18 protein-coding genes are annotated in these 19,083 nt (G+C 71.2%); 7 read left to right on the forward strand and 11 right to left on the reverse strand.

Features of this window, described 5'->3' with window-relative positions:
- The first annotated feature begins 52 nt into the window (after positions 1 to 52).
- Positions 53 to 1,237: a UDP-galactopyranose mutase gene (glf, locus tag JOF41_RS31395; RefSeq protein WP_229794945.1), complete on the forward strand. Its 1,185-nt coding sequence runs from the start codon at positions 53 to 55 to the stop codon at positions 1,235 to 1,237.
- Between the two features lie 70 nt (positions 1,238 to 1,307).
- Here glf and JOF41_RS31400 read toward each other — a convergent pair whose 3' ends face one another.
- From JOF41_RS31400 to JOF41_RS31435, 8 genes are all read right to left on the reverse strand, one after another.
- Positions 1,308 to 2,420 carry a hypothetical protein gene (locus JOF41_RS31400; RefSeq protein WP_209623521.1) on the reverse strand — a complete coding sequence of 371 codons (1,113 nt, stop codon included), beginning with the start codon at positions 2,418 to 2,420 and terminating at the stop codon, positions 1,308 to 1,310.
- A gap of 32 nt (positions 2,421 to 2,452) precedes the next feature.
- Entirely contained in the window at positions 2,453 to 3,271 is an 819-nt protein-coding gene (locus tag JOF41_RS31405) for an SdrD B-like domain-containing protein (protein ID WP_209623522.1), read from the reverse strand.
- 172 nt (positions 3,272 to 3,443) lie between these two features.
- Positions 3,444 to 3,665 carry a hypothetical protein gene (locus tag JOF41_RS31410; protein WP_189221413.1) on the reverse strand — a complete coding sequence of 74 codons (222 nt, stop codon included), beginning with the start codon at positions 3,663 to 3,665 and terminating at the stop codon, positions 3,444 to 3,446.
- 85 nt (positions 3,666 to 3,750) lie between these two features.
- The gene (gene glfT1, locus JOF41_RS31415) at positions 3,751 to 4,647 is read right to left on the reverse strand and encodes a galactofuranosyltransferase GlfT1 (RefSeq protein WP_209623523.1); all 897 of its coding nucleotides are present in this window, start codon (positions 4,645 to 4,647) and stop codon (positions 3,751 to 3,753) included.
- Positions 4,648 to 4,650: 3 nt separating this feature from the next.
- On the reverse strand, positions 4,651 to 5,466 hold the full coding sequence (gene wzt / locus JOF41_RS31420) for a galactan export ABC transporter ATP-binding subunit Wzt/RfbE (protein WP_189221411.1): 816 nt from the start codon (positions 5,464 to 5,466) through the stop codon (positions 4,651 to 4,653).
- Positions 5,467 to 5,482: 16 nt separating this feature from the next.
- On the reverse strand, positions 5,483 to 6,391 hold the full coding sequence (wzm, locus tag JOF41_RS31425) for a galactan export ABC transporter permease subunit Wzm/RfbD (RefSeq protein ID WP_307867583.1): 909 nt from the start codon (positions 6,389 to 6,391) through the stop codon (positions 5,483 to 5,485).
- A gap of 59 nt (positions 6,392 to 6,450) precedes the next feature.
- The gene (locus JOF41_RS31430; RefSeq protein ID WP_229794944.1) at positions 6,451 to 7,416 is read right to left on the reverse strand and encodes a class I SAM-dependent methyltransferase; all 966 of its coding nucleotides are present in this window, start codon (positions 7,414 to 7,416) and stop codon (positions 6,451 to 6,453) included.
- A 76-nt stretch (positions 7,417 to 7,492) separates the two neighbouring features.
- Complete coding sequence (locus JOF41_RS31435) at positions 7,493 to 8,041, reverse strand: bacterial proteasome activator family protein (protein ID WP_189221409.1); 549 nt, start codon at positions 8,039 to 8,041, stop codon at positions 7,493 to 7,495.
- Between the two features lie 114 nt (positions 8,042 to 8,155).
- Between JOF41_RS31435 and JOF41_RS31440 the strand changes: the two genes are divergently transcribed.
- Both JOF41_RS31440 and JOF41_RS31445 read left to right on the forward strand, forming a co-directional pair.
- Positions 8,156 to 9,355 (forward strand): cysteine desulfurase-like protein, encoded by a 1,200-nt coding sequence (locus tag JOF41_RS31440; RefSeq protein ID WP_189221408.1) that lies wholly within the window; start codon positions 8,156 to 8,158, stop codon positions 9,353 to 9,355.
- Positions 9,356 to 9,377: 22 nt separating this feature from the next.
- The gene (locus tag JOF41_RS31445; protein ID WP_307867584.1) at positions 9,378 to 10,070 is read left to right on the forward strand and encodes a class I SAM-dependent methyltransferase; all 693 of its coding nucleotides are present in this window, start codon (positions 9,378 to 9,380) and stop codon (positions 10,068 to 10,070) included.
- Between the two features lie 157 nt (positions 10,071 to 10,227).
- Here JOF41_RS31445 and JOF41_RS31450 read toward each other — a convergent pair whose 3' ends face one another.
- Positions 10,228 to 11,199, reverse strand: coding sequence for an NAD(P)H-quinone oxidoreductase (locus JOF41_RS31450; RefSeq protein ID WP_209623524.1), 972 nt, complete (start codon positions 11,197 to 11,199; stop codon positions 10,228 to 10,230).
- Positions 11,200 to 11,253: 54 nt separating this feature from the next.
- Between JOF41_RS31450 and JOF41_RS31455 the strand changes: the two genes are divergently transcribed.
- Both JOF41_RS31455 and JOF41_RS31460 read left to right on the forward strand, forming a co-directional pair.
- Positions 11,254 to 11,901, forward strand: coding sequence for a GNAT family N-acetyltransferase (locus tag JOF41_RS31455; RefSeq protein WP_209623525.1), 648 nt, complete (start codon positions 11,254 to 11,256; stop codon positions 11,899 to 11,901).
- Positions 11,902 to 11,962: 61 nt separating this feature from the next.
- Complete coding sequence (locus tag JOF41_RS31460; RefSeq protein WP_209623526.1) at positions 11,963 to 13,483, forward strand: M28 family metallopeptidase; 1,521 nt, start codon at positions 11,963 to 11,965, stop codon at positions 13,481 to 13,483.
- Positions 13,484 to 13,547: 64 nt separating this feature from the next.
- Here JOF41_RS31460 and ypfJ read toward each other — a convergent pair whose 3' ends face one another.
- Complete coding sequence (ypfJ, locus tag JOF41_RS31465) at positions 13,548 to 14,450, reverse strand: KPN_02809 family neutral zinc metallopeptidase (RefSeq protein WP_209624567.1); 903 nt, start codon at positions 14,448 to 14,450, stop codon at positions 13,548 to 13,550.
- Positions 14,451 to 14,822: 372 nt separating this feature from the next.
- Between ypfJ and JOF41_RS31470 the strand changes: the two genes are divergently transcribed.
- Positions 14,823 to 16,916 carry an acyltransferase family protein gene (locus JOF41_RS31470; protein ID WP_209623527.1) on the forward strand — a complete coding sequence of 698 codons (2,094 nt, stop codon included), beginning with the start codon at positions 14,823 to 14,825 and terminating at the stop codon, positions 16,914 to 16,916.
- A gap of 116 nt (positions 16,917 to 17,032) precedes the next feature.
- A complete protein-coding gene (locus JOF41_RS31475; protein WP_307867585.1) occupies positions 17,033 to 17,740 on the forward strand; it encodes a Type 1 glutamine amidotransferase-like domain-containing protein in 708 nt (235 codons plus the stop codon).
- Here the strand turns inward: JOF41_RS31475 and JOF41_RS31480 are convergent.
- Positions 17,727 to 19,025, reverse strand: a complete 1,299-nt coding sequence (locus JOF41_RS31480) for a helix-turn-helix domain-containing protein (RefSeq protein WP_209623529.1) — start codon at positions 19,023 to 19,025, stop codon at positions 17,727 to 17,729. The two genes, JOF41_RS31475 and JOF41_RS31480, sit on opposite strands and share 14 nt — an antisense overlap.
- Positions 19,026 to 19,083 lie beyond the last annotated feature (58 nt).

Raw genomic sequence — 19,083 nt, forward strand, 5'->3', positions numbered from 1 at the left:
TTGCGCGGGGTGGGCACTGTCACAGCCGGTCACTGCCGTACCCTCGGGTGCCGTGAGCTTCGCTGGATTTGATCTGATCGTCGTCGGTTCCGGTTTCTACGGCCTGACGGTCGCCGAACGCGCCGCTTCCCAGCTGGACAAGCGGGTGCTGGTGCTGGAGCGCCGGGAGCACATCGGCGGCAACGCCTACTCCGAGGCCGAGCCCGAGACGGGCATCGAGGTGCACCGCTACGGCGCGCACCTGTTCCACACGTCCAACAAGCGGGTCTGGGACTACGTCAACCAGTTCACCGAGTTCACCAACTACCAGCACCGCGTGTTCGCGATGCACGGCGGCCAGGCGTACCAGTTCCCGATGGGCCTGGGCCTGCTGTCGCAGTTCCTGGGCCGCTACCTGACCCCGGACGAGGCTCGCGCGTGGGTCGCCGAGCAGGCTTCCGAGATCGACTCCAAGGACGCGCAGAACCTGGAGGAGAAGGCGATCTCGCTGGTCGGCCGCCCGCTGTACGAGGCGTTCATCCGCGACTACACCGCCAAGCAGTGGCAGACCGACCCGAAGGAGCTGCCCGCCGCGGTCATCAGCCGCCTGCCGGTGCGCTACACCTTCGACAACCGGTACTTCAACGACACCTACGAGGGCCTGCCCGTCGACGGGTACACCGCGTGGCTGCAGAAGATGGCCGACCACCCGAACATCGAGGTGCGGCTGAACACCGACTTCTTCGACGTGCGCGACGAGATCCCGGCGGGCACGCCGATCGTCTACACCGGACCGGTCGACCGCTACTTCGACTACTCCGAGGGCTGGCTGGGCTGGCGCACCCTGGACTTCGAGCAGGAAGTGCTGCCGGTCGGCGACTTCCAGGGCACCCCGGTGATGAACTACAACGACGCGGACGTGCCCTACACCCGCATCCACGAGTTCCGGCACTTCCACCCGGAGCGCACCTACCCGTCGGACAAGACGGTCATCGTGCGCGAGTACTCGCGGGCGGCGGAGAAGGACGACGAGCCGTACTACCCGATCAACACCCCTGAGGACCGGGCGAAGCTGGAGCGCTACCGCGAGCTGGCGAAGAAGGAGGCCGCGGAGCGCAACGTGCTGTTCGGCGGTCGCCTGGGCACCTACAAGTACCTCGACATGCACATGGCGATCGGCGCGGCGCTGACCGCGTTCGACAACAAGATCGCCCCGCACCTGACCGAGGGCAAGCCCATGGAGGGCTCGCTGGACTGAGGTCCCGCACGCGCGGAAAGGCCCCAGCGTCCCCCCGAGGACGCTGGGGCCTTTCGGTGTTCCCCGCCGGTCAGGACTTGGCGCGGCGCGCTCCCCAGAGCGCCGCTCCGCCGCCCGCCAGCAGGCTGCCGCCCAGGCCGAGCAAGCCGAGCACCGAGGCGCCCGTGCTCGCCAGCGGCTGGCCGTCCTGCGCGATCTTCTGGTCGGTCTTGTGCGCCACCGGCACCACGGCGGCCTGCGTGGTCGTCGTGGTCGTGCTCGCGGGCGCGGTGGTGGTGCCGGTCGTCGGCGCGGTGGTGCCGGTGGGCGCCGTGCTGGTGGGCGCCGTGGTGGACGTGGGAGTGCCCGGCTTCGCCACCGCCGTCAGCGTCGCGGTCATGACGTTGTTCGACGGGTCCGGGTCGCCCCCGGTCGGCATCGCCAGCCTGACCTGCGCGGCCGTCATGGGCTTCTCCACGATCACGCGCGCCCCGATGGTCTCGACCTTGCCCGGCTCCCGGCGGTCGGCGAACCAGCCGGTGACCTCGTTGGGCTCGTCCTCGGCCATGAACGGCCGCATGGTGCCCAGCCGCTCCAGCTTGCGCAGCCCGTCGGGCAGGGTCATCGTCGCGAAGAACTGCGAGTAGCCCTTGCCCTCGAAGGTGGCGCCGCCGATGACGTCGAGCACGTCGCCGACCTCGTAGACCTCCTTGCCGGGCGCGCCCGCGATGCTGATCTCGGTCGGGTGGGAGTCGAACTCGGCGGTGACGAAACCGCTGTCGAACCCCTCCAGGTGCTGGCCCGCCTTGATCTGGAACTCGTCGCTGATCCCGGTGGCCGGGTCGAACACCGAGCCCCCGGCGGCCTTGCGCGACCACACCTGGCGGAAGCCGAGGCGGTCCGCCGAGTACACCACGTTGAACGAGGGCGGCACGTTCCGGATGGTGTAGCGGCCCTCGCTGTCGGTGCGCGCCTGGAAGGCCCGGTCGCCCAGGAGCATCACCTGGTCCGCGATGGGCGGCTCGCCCGCCTCGCGCAGGCCGTTGCCGTTCAGGTCGTGCCAGACGACCCCGGAGACGGTGCCCGTCCCCTCCTCGGCGGGCTGCTCGGCCTCCTGGGCGAAGGCCGCTGCGGGCAGGGCCAGCGGGATGACGGCGGCGGCGGCGATCACGGCGGCGCGTCTGGCGGTGGCGCGGAAGCTCATCTCTTTTTCCCCCTCAGTGGTACTGGCTGCGCCTACAGAGACGGCGCAACGGCCGTGAGGTTGCGCGTGATCGTGTTGTTGGCCGGGTTCAGGTCGCCGCCGTCGCTCATGTGCAGCCGGATCTCACCGGCGGTGATGGGCCGCTCCACGACGACGCGCGCGCCGATGGTCTCCACCACGCCGGGCGCCTTGCGGTCGTAGAACCAGCCGGTGACCTCGTTGGGCTTGTCCTCGGCCATGAAGGTCCTCATGGTGCCCAGCCGCTCCAGCTTGCGCACGCCCGAGGGCAGGGTCAGGTCCGCGAAGTAGTTCATGTAGCCCAGCCCGTCGAAGGTGACGCCGCCGACGATGTCGAGCACGTCGCCGACCTCGTAGACCTCCTTGTCCGGCCCGGTGATGCTGATCCCGGTCGGGTGGTAGTCGAAGTCGGCGGTGACGAAGCCGCTGTCCAGCTCGACGTGCTGGCCGTCCTCCAGCAGGTACTGCATCTTGGAGTACCCGGTGGCCGGGTCGAAGTCGGCGCCCTTGCCGCTCCACACCTGACCGCTCATCACCCGGTCCACGGACTGCACGATGTGGGCCCCCGGCACCAGGCCGGTGAAGCGGTAGCGGCCACTGGCGTCGGTGAAGGCCTCCTGCCTGCCCTCGTCGAGGACGATCCACTGGTTGGCGATGGGCGGTTCCCCCGCCTCGCGGACGCCGTCGCCGTCCACGTCGTGCCACACCACCCCGGCGATGGAGACGGTCCCCTCGGCCCCCTGCGCGAACGCGGCGGTGCTGCTCAAGGCCAGCGGCGCGACGACGGCGACAGCGGCGGCGACGGTGCGGCGGGCGGTGCTCCGGAAGTTCATCTCTGGTCCCCTCGTGTCGTCGGCGACCCCCTCGATCACCGACAACGCAGAGCTTGGCGGACCGCTCTGAGGAAAACCCAAAACCCGCTTTTGAGGCTTTGTTGAGAACACGTGACAACCCGACCGCCGCCCCGCGCGTCTTCAAGGGGATGCGGCCCGGCCGCGCCAGGTTTCACTCGAAGTGCGCGGCCACCACGTGGCCGAAGTTCACCACGAATTCCTTGCCATCGGCGGTGGGGATGGCCTGCGTGTGGCCGTTGCGCACGACCTGGATGAGCCGGGGTGCCAGGTCGGCGCGGACCTCTTCGCTGACCCGGATGCTGATGGCGTTGGAGTTGCCCGCCAGGTGCAGGACCAGCGAGGGCGTCTTGTGCGGTGCGGAGGTGGTGTTCATGCCCACCAGCGCACCGCACCCCCGCGCCCGCCACAAGGCGGGTTCGCCGTCAGCGATTCAGCGCCCAGCGCAATCCGGGCGGCGGTCACTTCCGGAAGAAGCGCTCCCGCTGCCCCTGGCGCACCAGCTTGACCCATTCCAGGAACGCCTTGGGGTCCTTGCGCTGGCCCAGGAAGTACAGGCCGAACCGGAAGACCTCCAGCAGCCCCAGCTTGCGCATCCCCGGCTGGGACAGCAGGTAGCCGCGGTTGCGGTAGGTGTAGTACCGCTTGACCGCGTTCTCCGGGTCCTGGGCGTGGAACCGGCCGCCCAGCATCGGCTTGAACTCGTCCGAGCCGTCCGGGTGCAGGTAGGTGACCTTCAGCGAGGTGCCGAACGGCAGCCCGGTGCGCACCAGCCTGCGGTGGATCTCCACCTCGTCGCCGCGGAAGAACAGCCGGTAGTCCGGCACGCCGATCACGTCCACGGTGGAGGCGCGGAACAGCGCGCCGTTGAACAGCGAGGCGATGCCGGGCAGGAAGTCCGCGCCGAGGTCCTCGGTGCGGCGCTTCCAGGTCAGCCCCCGGCGCAGCGGGAAGGCCAGCTTCTCCGGGCGGTCGATGTTGGCCACCACGGGCGAGATGGCGGCCAGGTTGCGCCTGCCCGCCTCGGCCAGCAGCACCTCCAGCACCGTCTCGTCGGCGGGCCTGCCGTCGTCGTCGGCCAGCCACAGCCAGTCCGCGCCCAGCGACAGCGCGTGCAGCATCCCCAGCGCGAACCCGCCCGCGCCGCCCAGGTTGCGGTGCGAGGGCAGGTAGGTGGTGGGGATGGGGCACTGCTCGACGAGGTCCTCGACCGGCTGGTCGGGACCGTTGTCCACGACCACCAGGTGGTCGAGCGCCCTGGTCTGCGACGCCAGCACCTTCAGCGAATCGGCCAGCAGCTCGCGCCGGTGCCGGGTCACCACGACCCCGACCACGGACCCCTTCGGCAGTGCCTTCACGTCCTACTCGCCACCGTTCCCGCTCAGGACCTTCGACTGGCCGATCCGCTCCAGCATCTCCGGGCTCAGGTTCTCGAACGGGTCACGGCCCTTGTACGAGGTGAGCACCTCCCGCAGCCCGCCGTGCGCCTTCATCCGGCCCTCGTCCATCCAGATCGCCGAGTCGCACAGCTCCAGCAGGAACTCGTCGGAGTGGCTGGCGAAGACCAGGATGCCGGAGCGCTTGACCAGGTCGTGCAGCCGGTTGCGGGCCTTCTCCAGGAACGCCGCGTCCACCGCGCCGATGCCCTCGTCCAGCAGCAGGATCTCCGGGTCGATGGAGGTCACCACGCCCAGCGCCAGGCGCACCCGCATACCCGTGGAGTAGGTGCGCAGCGGCATCGACAGGTAGTCGCCCAGCTCGGTGAACTCGGCGATGTCGTCGACCCGCTTCTCCATCTCCCGGCGGTTCATGCCCAGGAACAGGCCGCGGATCATGATGTTCTCGTAGCCGGAGATCTCCGGGTCCATGCCCACGCCCAAGTCGAACACCGGCGCGACCTTGCCCACGATCCGCGAGCTGCCACGGGTGGGCTCGTAGATGCCCGCCAGCAGCCGCAGCAGGGTGGACTTGCCCGCGCCGTTGTGGCCGACCAGGCCCACCCGGTCGCCGTCCTTCAACGAGACGTTGATGTCGTGCAGTGCCTCGATGATCGGGACGCGGCCCTCGGAGCCGATCTTGCCGCCGACCTTGCCCAGCGCGAGCTTCTTCAGCGACCTCGACTTGGCGTCGAAGATCGGGAAGTCGACCGAGGCGTTCCAGACGTCGATGCTGACCATGTTCTTACGGCCTCACTCAGACCCAGTAGGAGACGCGGGCACGGTAGTTGCGCATGGCCAGCAGCGCCAGCGCCCAACCCAGGACGGTGAAGCCGCCGACCACCGCCCAGTGGTGCCAGCTCTGCTGGTGACCCAGCATCGGCGCGCGCACGATTTCCAGGAAGTGGTACAGGGGGTTCAGCTCCGCGATGAGCATCCGCCAGTCACCGTCGGCGCCGACCTTGTGCAGGATGCCGGTGTGCCACACGATCGGCGTCATGAAGAAGATCAGGTTGATGAAGCTGTGGATGACCGGGGGGATGTCGCGGAAGCGGGTGCTGATGATGCCGAACAGCAACGCGACCCACACCGCGTTGACCGCCAGCAGCGCGAACGCCGGGATGGCGAGCAGGATCGCCCAGCTCAGACCGGGGTGCGTGACCGGGTCGTCCTGCATCTGGTACGGCTGGTTGAGGTCGCCGAAGAAGATCGCCACGACGACCGCGTAGACCACCAGGTTGTGCGCGAAGAAGAGCACCTGGCGCCACACCAGCCGCAGCACGTGCACGCTGATCGGCGCGGGCAGGTGCTTGATCAGCCCTTCGTTGGCGATGAAGACGTCGGTGCCCTCGGTGACGCAGCCCACCAGGAAGTTCCACACCACGAAACCGGCCGTGATGTAGGGCAGGAAGGTGTTGATCTCCTGGTTGAACAGCTGCGAGTACAGCAGGCCCAGCGCCAGCGCCGTGGTGCCCATCGAGATGGTGATCCACAGCGGGCCGATGACCGACCTGCGGTAGCGCTGCTTGATGTCCTGCCAGCCCAGGTGGCCCCACAGCTCCCGGTTCTGCCAGCCCTCGCGCACGTCGGCGATCGCGCGCGCGAACGTGCGTGAGTTTGCTTCCGGGGGCGCTTCGGGCCGTTCGACCGTACTCGTGGGTTGCACGAGGAATGAGACTACCGGCGGCTCCATGACGTGTTCGCCGCCGGTCGGTCACGGTGCGATTACCGACCCTCGCGGGTCCTGGGGACTCGGGTCACCCGGACGATCACTTGCTCGTGGTCGAACGTGTACCCCTCGTAGCTGAACTCGATGCCGCTGGCTTCCACGAACTCCATCCAGGCCTTGTACTCGTGGTCGCGCCAGCCGTGGTAGTTGAAGAACTCGTCGAACAGCACCACGCTGCCCTCGACCAGCCGGGGCCCGACGTGCTCCAGGACGGTCCTGGTCGACGAGTACAGGTCGCAGTCGACGTGCAGGAACGCCACCGGGCCGGGGTGCTCGGCCACGAAGCCCGGCAGCGTCTCGTCGAACCAGCCCGGCACCAGCCGCGCGCCCGGCACGTCCGGCAGCTCCTCCACGCCGAACGCGCCCGCGGCGAAACCGCTGCGCCAGTCCTCGGGCAGGCCCTCGAAGGAGTCGAACCCGTAGACCTGCTCGTGCGGCAGGGTGGAGGCGATGATCTTGAGCGTGGTGCCGGTGTAGACGCCGAACTCCAGCACCAGGCCGTCCACCTCGACCAGCGACAGGGCGTGGTGCAGCGTCGCGTGCGGGTCCGGGAAGTGCGGGGCGGTCGGCATCCGCTCGTGCGCGAACCGGGCGCTGTCGGCCGCCGCCGCACGCTCGCCCGCGAACAGCAGATCGCGCCGGGCCCGGTGCTCGAAGCCCGCGCTGATCTCGGCGAGCCGGTCGAACTGCCTGGTCACGTGGTCGCGGGCGGCCTGCGCGTCGGCCTCCACCTGGCCGCGCAGCGCCTCCAGCTCGCCGCGCAGGGCGTCGATCCGCCGTTCCTGCTCGCGGTGGTAGGGGGCGACGACCTCGTCGATCGCCCGCATCAGCTTGTCCCGGAGACCCCTGCGGACCTGGTCGGCACGCAGGGCACGGCGCACTCCTTCGAGCACCTCGGGCACTCCTTCCGGCGCGCCGGAAGGCGACGCCGCGTAGTAGGGCAGCTCAGTGGTGACGCTCACGGTCGGGGAAAAGGGCTCACCTTGTCCAGTTCCCGCCACCTGTTCGGGGCATCACCCCGCGCGACCACCGGGTCGCTCACAGGTACTGACCCGTGCCCCTGATGTGCGGCGTGTCCGCGCTCTCACCCGCCCCGCTGCCCGCGGGCAGCGCCCGGCCGCGCATCTGCTCCAGCTGCACCCGCGCGGCCATCTGCTGGGCGAACAGCGCCGTCTGGATGCCGTGGAACAGGCCCTCCAGCCAGCCGACCAGCTGGGCCTGCGCGATGCGCAGCTCCGCGTCCGAGGGCGTGCCCTCCTCGGTGAACGGCAGCGACAGCCGCTCCAGCTCCTCGCGCAGCTCCGGCGCCAGCCCGTCCTCCAGCTCGTCGATGGACCGCTTGTGGATCTCCTTGAGCCGGTTGCGGCTGGCCTCGTCCAGGGGAGCCGCGCGCACCTCCTCCAGCAGCTGCTTGATCATCGTGCCGATGCGCATCACCTTCGCGGGCTGCTCGACCAGGTCGGTCACGTCCTGACCCCCGTCCTCGCCTCCCGAGGCCGCTGCCGCGGCGATGCGCGCGGCGTTCACCGGCACCCCGTCCGGGCCGACCACGACCACGTGCTGCGGGTTCTTCCCTGCCTCGCTCATACCCCAATAGTGGCCCGGCCGGACGGGCGCCGCCGCACCGGGTTGCAACATCTGGGTCGCGAACTCACCGCCCCTGCTGTCGCCCGGCCCGGCGTCCTCCGTACGGTGTGCGGCATGGCGTTCGACGTCGCACGAGTACGTGGGCTGTTCCCCGCGCTCGGCGACGGCTGGGTCCATCTGGACGCTCCCGCGGGAATGCAGGTCCCCGAACAGGTGGCCACGGCCGTCTCCACCGCGCTGCGCGCACCGGTCTCCGGACCGGGCGGCATCTTCCCCGCCTCGCAACGGGCCGAGGCGATCGTCGACGCGGCGCGCCGCGCCGTGGCCGACCTGGTGGGGGCCGACCCGGCGGGGGTGGTGCTCGGCCCCAGCTCGGCGGTGCTGCTGCAACGGCTGGCCGACGCGCTGTCCGACGGGTGGTTCCTCGGCGACGAGGTGGTGGTGTCCCGGCTGGACCACCCGGCCAACATCGCCCCCTGGCAGCGCGCCGCGCAGCGCACCGGCAGCGTGGTGCGCTGGGCCGAGGTGGACATCGAGACCTGCGAGCTGCCCGCGTGGCAGTACGACGAGCTGGTCACCGACCGGTGCAAGCTGGTCGCGGTGACCGCCGCGTCCGGCTCCGTGGGCACCCGGCCCGACCTGCGCAAGATCGCCGACGCGGCGCGCGAGCACGGCGCGATGGTGGTGGTCGACGCCTCCTCCGCGGCCCCGTTCGTGCCGCTGGACATCACCTCGATGAACGCCGACGTGGTGGCGGTCTCGGCCAACGCCTGGGGCGGCCCGCCGGTGGGCGCGCTGGTCTTCCGCGACCCGTCGGTGCTGGACCTGCTGCCGTCGGTGGCCGTGGAGCCCGGCGCGCGCGGCCCGGAGCGGCTGGAGCTGGGCCCGCACGCCTACCCGCTGCTGGCGGGCCTGGTGGCCTCGGTGGAGTACCTGGCGGGCCTGGACGACGCCGCGCTGGGCCCGCGCCGGGAGCGGCTGCTGACCTCGCTTGGCTCGGTGAAGGCATACCAGGCGGGCCTGCTGGCCAACCTGATCAACGAGCTGCGCTCGCTGCGGCACGTGATGGTCATCGGCGACGCCATGCGGCGGGTCCCGTCGCTGGCGTTCACCGTGGCGGGGGTGAAGGCGACCGACGGCGTGGAGCACCTGTCCGACCGGGGCGTGTGCGCCTTCGCCGACTCCGGGCAGCACGGCGTGTTCTCCGTGCTCGGCGTCGGCGAGGTGGGCGGCGCGATCCGGGTGGGCCTGGCGCACTACACCAACGCGGCGGAGATCGACGAGCTGGTGCGGGCGGTCGCCGAACTGGCGTGACCGCTGGAGTACACCCTGCCGGGTGAGCCTGGGGGACCGAGTGGAAGACGCGCTGGTGCGGGAGCTGGCCGACCTCGCGGCGCTGCAGCGCCTGGTCCCGCTGATGTCGGAGTACCTGCCCAGCACCGCCCACGAGCTGCGCCCGGCGGCGCTGGCGGCGGTGGTGGACGAGGTGCTCATCGGCTCCCGGACGGTGGCCGTGGAGTGCGGCTGCGGCGCGTCGTCGGTGGTGCTGGCGCGCCTGCTGGCCCGGCGCGGCTTCGGCCACCTGCTGTCGGTGGAGCACGACGAGCGCACCGCGGCGTTCGTGGCCAGCCAGCTGCGCCGGGAGGGCCTGGGGCACGTGGCGCGGGTGGTGCACGCCCCGCTGTCGCCGCACCCGGCGGCGCTGGGCAGCTCGCAGTGGTACGACCCCCGGCTGGTGCACGACGAGGTCTCCGGGTTCGTCGAGCGGCACGGCCTGGTGGACCTGCTGCTGGTGGACGGCCCGCTGCTGGGCGACGCCCGCTACCCGGCGCTGCCGGTGCTCAGCGGCGTGCTCGCGCCCGGCGCCGCGATCCTGGTCGACGACGCGGACCGGCCGGGCGAGCAGGCGGTGCTGGTGCGCTGGGCCGAGGAGTTCGCCCTCCGCTTCCGCACCACCCCCCGCACCTTCTTAGCCACCGCTGTGTTGGATTACCCCGGCTCCGCCGGGGTGGGCTCGGCCGCCGGGTAGTCGGCCTCGCGTGGTGCCCACCTGACCTCCGCCGGTCCGTCGTGCCCACCCGATCGCGCGAACCGAGCGTTCGGACACCGCGAACTGAGCGTTCGCGCACTTCGGGTGGTAGTCAGCGGCCCTCGCGGGCTCGTCGGGTAGTACTTGCAGGCACGGGTCAGGGTGCGGTGAGGATGAGCTTGCCGAAGACCTCGCCGTCCTCCAGGGCCCGGTGGGCCTCGGCGGCCCGCTCCATCGGCACGGTCCCGTGCACGACCGGCTTGACCCGCCCGTCGGCGATCATCGGCCACACGTGCTCGCGCACCGCCGCCACGATGGCCCCCTTGCCGCTGGGCCCGTCCACCGGCCGGAACCGCAGCCCGGTCCCGGTGATCGAGGCCCGCTTGGCCAGCAGCTTGCCGATGTTCAGCTCGCCCTTGACCCCGCCCTGCATCCCGATGACCACCAGGTGGCCGTCCGGCGCGAGCACGTCCACGTTGCGGTCCAGGTACGCCGCGCCCATGTTGTCCAGCACCACGTCGGCCGCGCCGACCTCGGCCACGAAGTCCTGCTCGCGGTAGTTGACCAGCACGTCCGCGCCCAGCTCCGCGCACCGCGCCAGCCGCTCGGCCGACCCCGCGGTCACCGCCACCCGCGCGCCCAGCGCCTTGCCGACCTGGATCGCGTGCGTGCCGACGCCGCCCGCGCCACCGTGCACCAGCAGCGTCTGACCGGCCCGCAGGCCCGCCAGCATGACCACGTTCGACCACACCGTGCACGCCACCTCGGGCAGCGACGCGGCGGTGACCAGGTCCACCCCCTCCGGCAGCGGCAGCAGCTGCGCCGCGGGCACCACGACCCTGGTCGCGTACCCGCCGCCCGCCAGCAGCGCGCACACCTGGTCGCCGACCCGCCAACCGGTCACGCCCTCGCCCAGCGCGGCGACCGTGCCCGAGCACTCCAGCCCGATGAACGCGGGCGCGCCCTGCGGCGGCGGGTAGAAGCCCTGCCGCTGCAGCAGGTCGGCGCGGTTCACCGCGGACGCGGCGACCTCCAGCACCACCTCGCCCGGACCGGGCTCGGGGTCGGGGACCTCGGTCCACTCCAGCACATCGGGCCCACCGGGTTCACGAACGGTGATCGCGCGCATGAGCCCGAAGATAATCCGATCGCCGCGACCGCGTGCGCTGGGCACCATGACCCGATGGACGCCTGGCCCTTCCACCACCTGGTCCTGCGCACGCCCCGGCTGGAGCTGCGCCCGGACGACGACGCGGGACTGCTCGAACTGGTCGACGAGGCGCTGCGCGGCGTCCACCCGCCGGAGGTGATGCCCTTCGGCGTCGCCTGGACCGACGCGCCCAGGGAGCGGCTGGGGCTCAACACCGCCCAGCACTACTGGGGGATGCGCGCGACCCTGTCCGCGCGCAACTGGTCGCTGAACTTCCTGGTCCGGCTGGACGGCCGGGTGATCGGCGTGCAGACGCTGGGCGGCGCGGACTTCGCCACCAACCGCGAGGTCACCACCGGTTCGTGGATCGGGCTGCGGCACCAGGGCAGGGGCATCGGCACGGAGATGCGCGCCGCCGTGCTGGCGTTCGCCTTCGACCACCTCGGCGCGCAGCAGGCCCGGTCCAGCGCCTGGGTGGACAACGCCGCGTCGCTGGGCGTCAGCCGCAAGCTCGGCTACCGGCCCGACGGCACCAAGCGCACCGCCCGCCGGGGACGGCCCAGCGACGAGATCCGGCTGCTGGTGACCCGCGAGGGGTTCCACCGACCGGGTTGGGAACTGGCGGTGGCGGGCGTCCAGGCGTGCCTGCCGCTGCTGATCGAGGAAAAACCCGCCGGGTGACGGATTGCGCTCCCGGCGTGGAATTGTGAGGGTGCGGCATCCGAGTGAAGGAGACTCGACCATGTCAGCAAGGACCGGGGTACGACGCGCGGCGATCCTCGCGGCGTCCGCATCCCTAGCTCTGCTAGCCGTTCCGACCGCGACCGCCGCCCCGGCCGGTCTGGACGGTCCCGCTCTGGCCAAGAAGCTCACCAAGGACGTGCAGGTGGAGGCGGTGAACCGGCACCTGATCGCGTTCCAGCGCATCGCCGAGCGCAACGGCGGCAACCGCGCCGCGGGCACCTCCGGCTACGACGCCAGCGTCGACTACGTGGCGGGCAAGCTGCGCGCCGCTGGCTTCGACGTCACCACGCCCGAGTTCACCTACCCCGTGCAGGTCTACGACGCCACGACCGCCAAGGTCGGCTCGACCAGCTACGAGGCGCTGCCCATGGAGTACTCGCCGCAGACCCCGGTCGGCGGCGTCACCGGCCCGCTGCGCGTGGTGGCCGAGGACGGCACGCCCGGCTGCGAGGCCGAGGACTTCGCGGGCCAGGACTTCACCGGGTCCATCGCGCTGATCCGCCGCGGCTCCTGCACCTTCGACATCAAGCACCGCAACGCCGCCGCCGCGGGCGCCATCGGCGTCCTCGTGGCGAACAACGCCCCCGGCCCGCTGGGCGGCGTGACCCTGGGCCAGCCCGGTGTGGTGCCCACCGGCGGCGTCAGCCAGGCCGACGGCACCGCGCTGGCCGCCCGCGCGGGCGAGGCGGTCACCGTGGACCTGCGCTTCCACGAGGAGGAGAAGGTCTCCCGCAACGTCATCGCGCAGACCAGGACCGGCCGCGAGGACAACGTCGTGATGGCGGGCGCGCACCTGGACAGCGTCGAGGAGGGCGCGGGCATCAACGACAACGGCACCGGCTCGGCGGGCCTGCTGGAGGCCGCCCTGCGGCTGGGCGGCTCGCCCAAGGTCAACAACGCGGTGCGGTTCGGCTGGTGGGGCGCCGAGGAGCTGGGCCTGGTCGGGTCGACCAAGTACGTCCAGTCGCTGAGCTTCGAGCAGCAGCTCGACATCGCGCTGTACCTGAACTTCGACATGATCGGCTCGCCGAACGCGGCGTACTTCGTCTACGACGGCGACGACTCCGACGGCGTCGGCGCGGGCGCGGGCCCCTACGGCTCGGCGCAGATCGAGAAGGCGTTCACCGACTACCTGACCGCCGAGAAGGGCGTGCAGACCGAGGGCACGGACTTCACCGGGCGCTCGGACTACGGCGAGTTCATCGCCCAGGGCATCCCGGCGGGCGGCCTGTTCACCGGCGCCGAGCAGATCAAGACCGAGGCGCAGGCGGCCAAGTGGGGCGGGCGCGCGGGCGTCGCGTACGACCCGAACTACCACGGCGCGGGCGACAACCTGGGCAATGTCGACCGGGTGGCGCTGGAGCGCAACTCCGACGCGGCGGCGTGGGTGATCGCCAGCTACGCGATCAGCACCGAGGACGTCAACGGCGTCCCGGCCCGCTCCTCGCGCGCGGCGGTCCGCGCCTCGGCCAGGACCTTCCACGTGGCGGAGCACCACTCGCACGCCGACGCGTCCTGACCGACGGCCCCGCTTGACGACGAAGGGCCCCTCCCCCGTCCGGGAAGGGGCCCTTCGGCTCGTCTCAGCCCAGGTTGTTCGTGTCGAACGTGTTGCAGCGCGCCGGGTCGCCGGTCTGGTAGCCGGTGGTGTACCACTTCTGCCGCTGCGCCGAGGAGCCGTGGGTGAACTGCGTGGTGTCCACGTGGCCGCCGCCCAGCTCCTCCTGGATGTAGTCGTCGCCGATGCGCGCGGCGGCGTCCAGCGCGGCGGCGATGTCCTCCTGCGTGACGTCGGTGATCAGCGGCTGGCCGGACGCGGTCGGCGTGCTGGTCGCGTGGTTGGCCCAGGCGCCCGCGTAGCAGTCGGCCTGCAGCTCCAGCCGCACCGACCCGGAGGTCGGCCCGCTGTCCTGGCCCACCCGGTCCGAGGTGCCCAGCAGGTTCTGCACGTGGTGGCCGTACTCGTGGGCCAGCACGTACGCCTCCACGAACGGCCCGCCGGTGGCCCCGAACTTCTGCTGGAGCTCCTGGAAGAAGTTCAGGTCGATGTAGACCTCCGCGTCGGCCGGGCAGTAGAACGGCCCGACCGCCGAGGTGGCGTTGCCGCAGCGGGTCTGCACGCCGCCGGAGAAGAAGTTGGTCTCGGCCAGCTCGTAGGTCCGCCCGGAGCGGGCGAACTGGTCCTTCCAGTACGCCTGGATGGAGTTGATGAAGGCCACCGCGCGGCAGTCCGCGTCCCGGTTGGCGTCCGCGCCGGTCCGGCACTTCTCCGCGATGGCGCCCGCCCCGACCTGCTGGTCCTGGCCCACGTCGCTGAACCCGGACCCGGCGGGCAGCTGGCCGCCGCCGCCGAGCTGGGACAGCACGAAGTAGATGATCAACCCCACGATGCCCAGCCCGCCGCCACCCAGCGCCACGCGCCCGCCGACGCCGCGCTGGTCGGAGACCTGAGACGTGTCGAGCTCAGCGCTCTCGTTGAACTGCACCGCGTCCTCCAAGCAGGCTGCGAAGGGCACCCACCGCCGTTCCGCAGGATGACTTCCCCGTCGGGGCGGCGGCGAACCGCCCGATGGGCCGGTGACGCGGATCACCGTATCCCTTTCGGTGGTTATTCCTCGTCGCCGAAATCCTCACGGCACGTATTTTGCGGCTCACCCGACGTGAGTGGAAAATCACGGTTGGGTCTCGTCAGTCAACCTCGGTAATGATCCGTCGTCCCTGGTAGATGGATGGGGTGACCCCTCGCACGGGTCGGAAAAGATCACGAAAAATTCTCCTCATCCAATTCCGCGCAGCCCGCCCGGACGCGCGGGCGCAAGTATTTGCTTCTGTGAAGATCGCAGTCGGGGGACTGAGACATGGCATTGGTGGACACCGTCAGACCGACCAGACCCGCCGCGCGCGGGCGGACCCCGCACCGGCACGACATCCAGGGCCTGCGCGCCCTCGCGGTCGGCCTGGTGCTGGTCTACCACCTGCGGCCGGAGTGGCTGCCGGGCGGCTTCGTCGGCGTCGACGCGTTCTTCGTGCTCTCCGGCTACCTGATCATCGGCGCGCTGACCGCCGAACTGCGCCGCACCGGCACCCTGAACCTGGTCGACTTCTACGCCCGACGCATCCGCAGGCTGCTGCCCGCCGCCACGGCCGTGCTGCTGGCCGTGGTCGCGGCGACCGCCGTGCTGCTGCCCGTCGGGCGCAGGCCCGGCGTGCTGCGCGAGGTGGTCGCCTCCGCGCTCAACGTGCAGAACTGGCAGCTCGCGCTGTTCTCCGCCGACTACGCCAACGCCACCGCGTCGGCCTCACCCGTGCAGCACTTCTGGTCGCTGGCCGTGGAGGAGCAGTTCTACCTGGTCATCCCGCTGCTGCTGCTCGCGGGCGCGGCCGTGGCGGGCAAGCGGGGAGGCCGGGTGGTGCCCTCGGCGTTCGTCGCGGTCCTGCTGCTCACCGCGGCGTCCCTGGCGCTGTCCGCCGTGGTCACCCCGGACCACCACGTGGCCGCCTACTTCGCCACGCCCACCCGCATGTGGGAGCTGGGCATCGGCGGCCTGACCGCGATGGCCGCCCACCGCCTGCACTTCGGCCCGGCCGTGCGGCTGCTGCTGGGGTGGGCGGGTCTGCTCGCGCTGCTGGTCAGCGCCGTGAAGTTCCGCACCGACCTGCCCTTCCCCGGCTGGATCGCGCTGCTGCCCACCGTCGGCACCGCCGCGCTGCTGCTCGGGGGCCTGGGCGCGCGCCCGGTGCCCGGCGAGGTCTCGCCCCTGCTGGGCCTGCGCCCGCTGCGCTACCTCGGCGACATCTCCTACAGCCTGTACCTGTGGCACTGGCCGGTCATCGTGTTCCTGCTGGAAGCGGCGGGCACCGACCGGCTGACCGACGCCCAGCTGGTGTTCGCGGGCGCGCTGAGCCTGGCGCTGGCCGCGCTGTCCAAGCGGTTCGTCGAGGACCCGTTCCGCGCGCGGCGGCCCGCCTCGCGGCTGCGCAAGACCTACCTGCTCGGCGTCGCGCTGGTCGTGGTCACCACCGCCAGCGCGTGCGTGCCGTGGCACTCCGCGCAAACCCGCCTGGACGACCTGACCAGCGCCGCCGTGCTCGACGCCGCCCACCCCGGCGCGCTGGCGATGGACCCGGCGGTCGGCGCGCCCACCGGCGTCCCGGCCATCCCCGACCCGGCGGTGGCGGCCAAGGACATCGCGTCGGTCTGGGCCGACGGCTGCGGCCAGTACGACCCCGCCCGGCACCCCGTCTCCGGCGACACCTGCGCCTACGGCGCGCCGAACGCGACCAGGACGATGGTGGTCGTCGGCGACTCGCACATGACCCAGTTCGCCACGGCGCTGATCGACATCGCCGAGGACGCGGGCTGGCGGGTGAAGCTGATGGTCCACGACGGCTGCCCGTTCAGCGCCGCCGCGCCGGTCATGTCCCCGCGCCCCGACCCGGCCCACCAGGTCGCGCCGTTCGCCGAGTGCCAGGGCCAGGACGACGCGAAGCTGGCCGCGATCCTGGCCGACAAGCCCGACCTGGTGGTCACCGCCGCCATGTCGCCGGAGTCCTACGAGAACGACCTGAACTGGGTGTGGCCGTCGCGGCAGCAGCTCGTCGACGGCTACCGGGCGCGCCTGGCCCCGATCACGCAGGCGGGCATCCCCGTGGCCGTCATCCGCGACACCCCGCGCGCCGACGACAACGTGCTCGACTGCCTGCAGCGCAACCCCGCGCCCGGCTCCTGCGACAAGCCCCGCGCCAAGGCCGTCGACGCCTTCACCGACCCCCTGGCCGACACCGCCGCCACCCTCCCCGGCGCGCGGGTGGTCGACCTGACCGACTGGATCTGCCGCCCCGACACCTGCCCGGCGGTGGTCGGCAACGTGGTCGTCTACCGGGACAACCACCTCACCGACACCTACGTCCGCACCCTGACCGCCCCCCTCCGCGCCGCCCTGGCCCTCTAACCCCCGCGAGTCGAACGTCCAGAACCCCCGAGTTCGTCACTCAGACACCCCGAACCGAGCGTTCGGGGTGCGCGAACGCCGCACGCGCGAGCCGCCGCCGGGCCAGGATGAGCGTCGTGCCCGGTCACATCCTCGCCACTTCGATGGGCTGCAACCGCGCTCGCGACCCCTGGCAGCCCGGTCCGATCTTCGACTACGCCTTCGACCTGACCGGTGCGAGCACACGACGCCTGTGCGTGCTGACCACCGCGGGCGGCGATCAGGAGGCGACCATCCGGCAGTTCCACGCGGCCTTCGAGGGCACCTCGGTGGAGCTGTCACACCTGGTGCTGTTCGACAAGCCCAACGTGGCGGACGTCGAGCAGCACCTGCGCGGCCAGGACGTCATCTGGGTGGACCGGGGCAGCCTGGTCAACCTGCTGGCGGTCTGGCGGGCGCACCAGGTCGACCGCATCCTGCGGGACTGCTGGCTGGCGGGCGTCGTGCTGGCGGGCGAGTCCGCCGGATCGCTGTGCTGGCACGAGGGCGGCACCACCGACTCGTTCGGCGACGTGCGGGGCGTTCGGGACGGCCTCGGTCTCGTCCCCTTCTCCAACGCCGTCCACTACGGCGAGCGCCGTGACCTGTTCCGCGATCTCATCGGATCGGGTGAACTGCCCAAGGGCTATGCGACCGACGCCGGTGCCGGTCTGCACTACGAGGGCACCGAACTGGTGGCCGCTGTGTCCGATCGCGAGAACGCCTGCGCCTACCGGGTCGAGCGCCAAGCCGACGGATCGGTCCGCGAAGAACCGCTCGACGTGCGGCGGCTCAAGCGGTCGTAGCCGTCCTCGGCCGCAAGCGATGCAGAACCTCCCGCACTTCGCTCCGCTTCTCCCAGCGGCGAAGTAGCGGCACGCTGCGGCGAAGTTCGTTCCGGGCCGAGAGGGAACCGACCGCTTCGGCATCGTCCAGTACTCGCCACGCCAGTCGGCAAGCTTCCAGCGGCTGGCCCGCGTTGGCGTAAGCCCTGGTCAGCTTGGCCCTGGTGATGGTGGCTGTGCGTGCCGAAGCCCGTGACAGCGCATCGAGGCGCGGTTCCAGAACCGGGATCACGCTGTCGCCGCGCCCGAGGTAGATGTCGCAGGTGGTGCGGAAGATCGCGTAGAGGTCATCGGTGACCACGCTGCGCTGGCCGAGCGCCGACTCGTCTTCACGGGGCGGTGCGTCCAGCAGTCGCATGGCCGCGTCGAGAGCCCGTGCACTGGCGTCGGCATCCCGGAGCAAGGCATGGCCGTAAGCCATCTGCTTGGCAGCCAGACCCTTGACGTGATCCGGGGCGCCCTGGAGTTCGAGCACTTGCTGGGCGTTGTCCACCGCGAGAGGTCCATCACCGGCGAAGCTGATCGACATCATCGAGCGGCGGACGAAGGTGTAGGCCACCATCGGAATCCAGTTCGCGCTCTGCGCCCACTGCGCGGCACGGTCGGTCCAGTAGGCAGCGCCTTGAACGTCCCCCGCTTCTTCGCTCAGCCAGCTCAGCGATTCGGCGTACCGCGCCTGCATGATCGCGTAGTGGGTGCGCTGCCTGCTCGACGCCCGACGCCTGAGCACATCGACAACCGCGACATGGCTGGTCATGGGGGCGATCAGACGCTCAGGTGGTAGCACGCGAGCGGCTGACTGGAAACCGTCGAACGCGCGTCGCAGGGACGTCAGCGAGTCGTCATCGAGTTCGAGATGCGTCGCAGCGCGTTCAAGACGGTCGTGCAGGGCACCACCCAGCGCCCCGATGCCGAGGCCGGTCAGCAGTTCGCGGCGGGAGATCGGCACTGGAGCACCTCCTTCAGGCAATTGCACGAGAAGCAGGTCGCGTTCGGGATACCCGGAATTCGGCCGCTCATGCTCGACGCGCGCTGCCCCGCGCAGCAGCGCTACTACCGCGCCGCCGGTCTGGTAGATGTCGTCCAATTTCTCGGCGAGCCAGGGGTGCAGTTGACGCCGCCCTGTCTCGATGTAGGAGATGAGCGATTCCGCGCACCCGGCGCGGCGAGCCACGGCGGCCAGGGTCAGCTTGCGCGCGGTGCGCAGTTCGCGGAGCACCACTCCCAATTTCGCATCACCCGGCACCGCGTGCTCCTTGACAGCTCTTCACAATGCGCCGCACCGACTCGACGCGGAGCAGTGA

The organism is Saccharothrix coeruleofusca (assembly GCF_017876325.1).
Taxonomy (GTDB): Bacteria; Actinomycetota; Actinomycetes; order Mycobacteriales; family Pseudonocardiaceae; genus Actinosynnema; species Actinosynnema coeruleofuscum.

What these genes read in the sequence shown, in the direction of transcription:
- JOF41_RS31410 (WP_189221413.1), bottom strand. Translation starts at nt 3,665, where the DNA reads ATGAACACCACCTCCGCACCGCACAAGACGCCCTCGCTGGTCCTGCAC.
- JOF41_RS31460 (WP_209623526.1), top strand. Translation starts at nt 11,963, where the DNA reads ATGTCAGCAAGGACCGGGGTACGACGCGCGGCGATCCTCGCGGCGTCC.
- JOF41_RS31440 (WP_189221408.1), top strand. Translation starts at nt 8,156, where the DNA reads ATGGCGTTCGACGTCGCACGAGTACGTGGGCTGTTCCCCGCGCTCGGC.
- JOF41_RS31400 (WP_209623521.1), bottom strand. Translation starts at nt 2,420, where the DNA reads ATGAGCTTCCGCGCCACCGCCAGACGCGCCGCCGTGATCGCCGCCGCC.
- JOF41_RS31450 (WP_209623524.1), bottom strand. Translation starts at nt 11,199, where the DNA reads ATGCGCGCGATCACCGTTCGTGAACCCGGTGGGCCCGATGTGCTGGAG.
- JOF41_RS31405 (WP_209623522.1), bottom strand. Translation starts at nt 3,271, where the DNA reads ATGAACTTCCGGAGCACCGCCCGCCGCACCGTCGCCGCCGCTGTCGCC.
- JOF41_RS31435 (WP_189221409.1), bottom strand. Translation starts at nt 8,041, where the DNA reads ATGAGCGAGGCAGGGAAGAACCCGCAGCACGTGGTCGTGGTCGGCCCG.
- wzt (WP_189221411.1), bottom strand. Translation starts at nt 5,466, where the DNA reads ATGGTCAGCATCGACGTCTGGAACGCCTCGGTCGACTTCCCGATCTTC.
- JOF41_RS31470 (WP_209623527.1), top strand. Translation starts at nt 14,823, where the DNA reads ATGGCATTGGTGGACACCGTCAGACCGACCAGACCCGCCGCGCGCGGG.
- JOF41_RS31455 (WP_209623525.1), top strand. Translation starts at nt 11,254, where the DNA reads ATGGACGCCTGGCCCTTCCACCACCTGGTCCTGCGCACGCCCCGGCTG.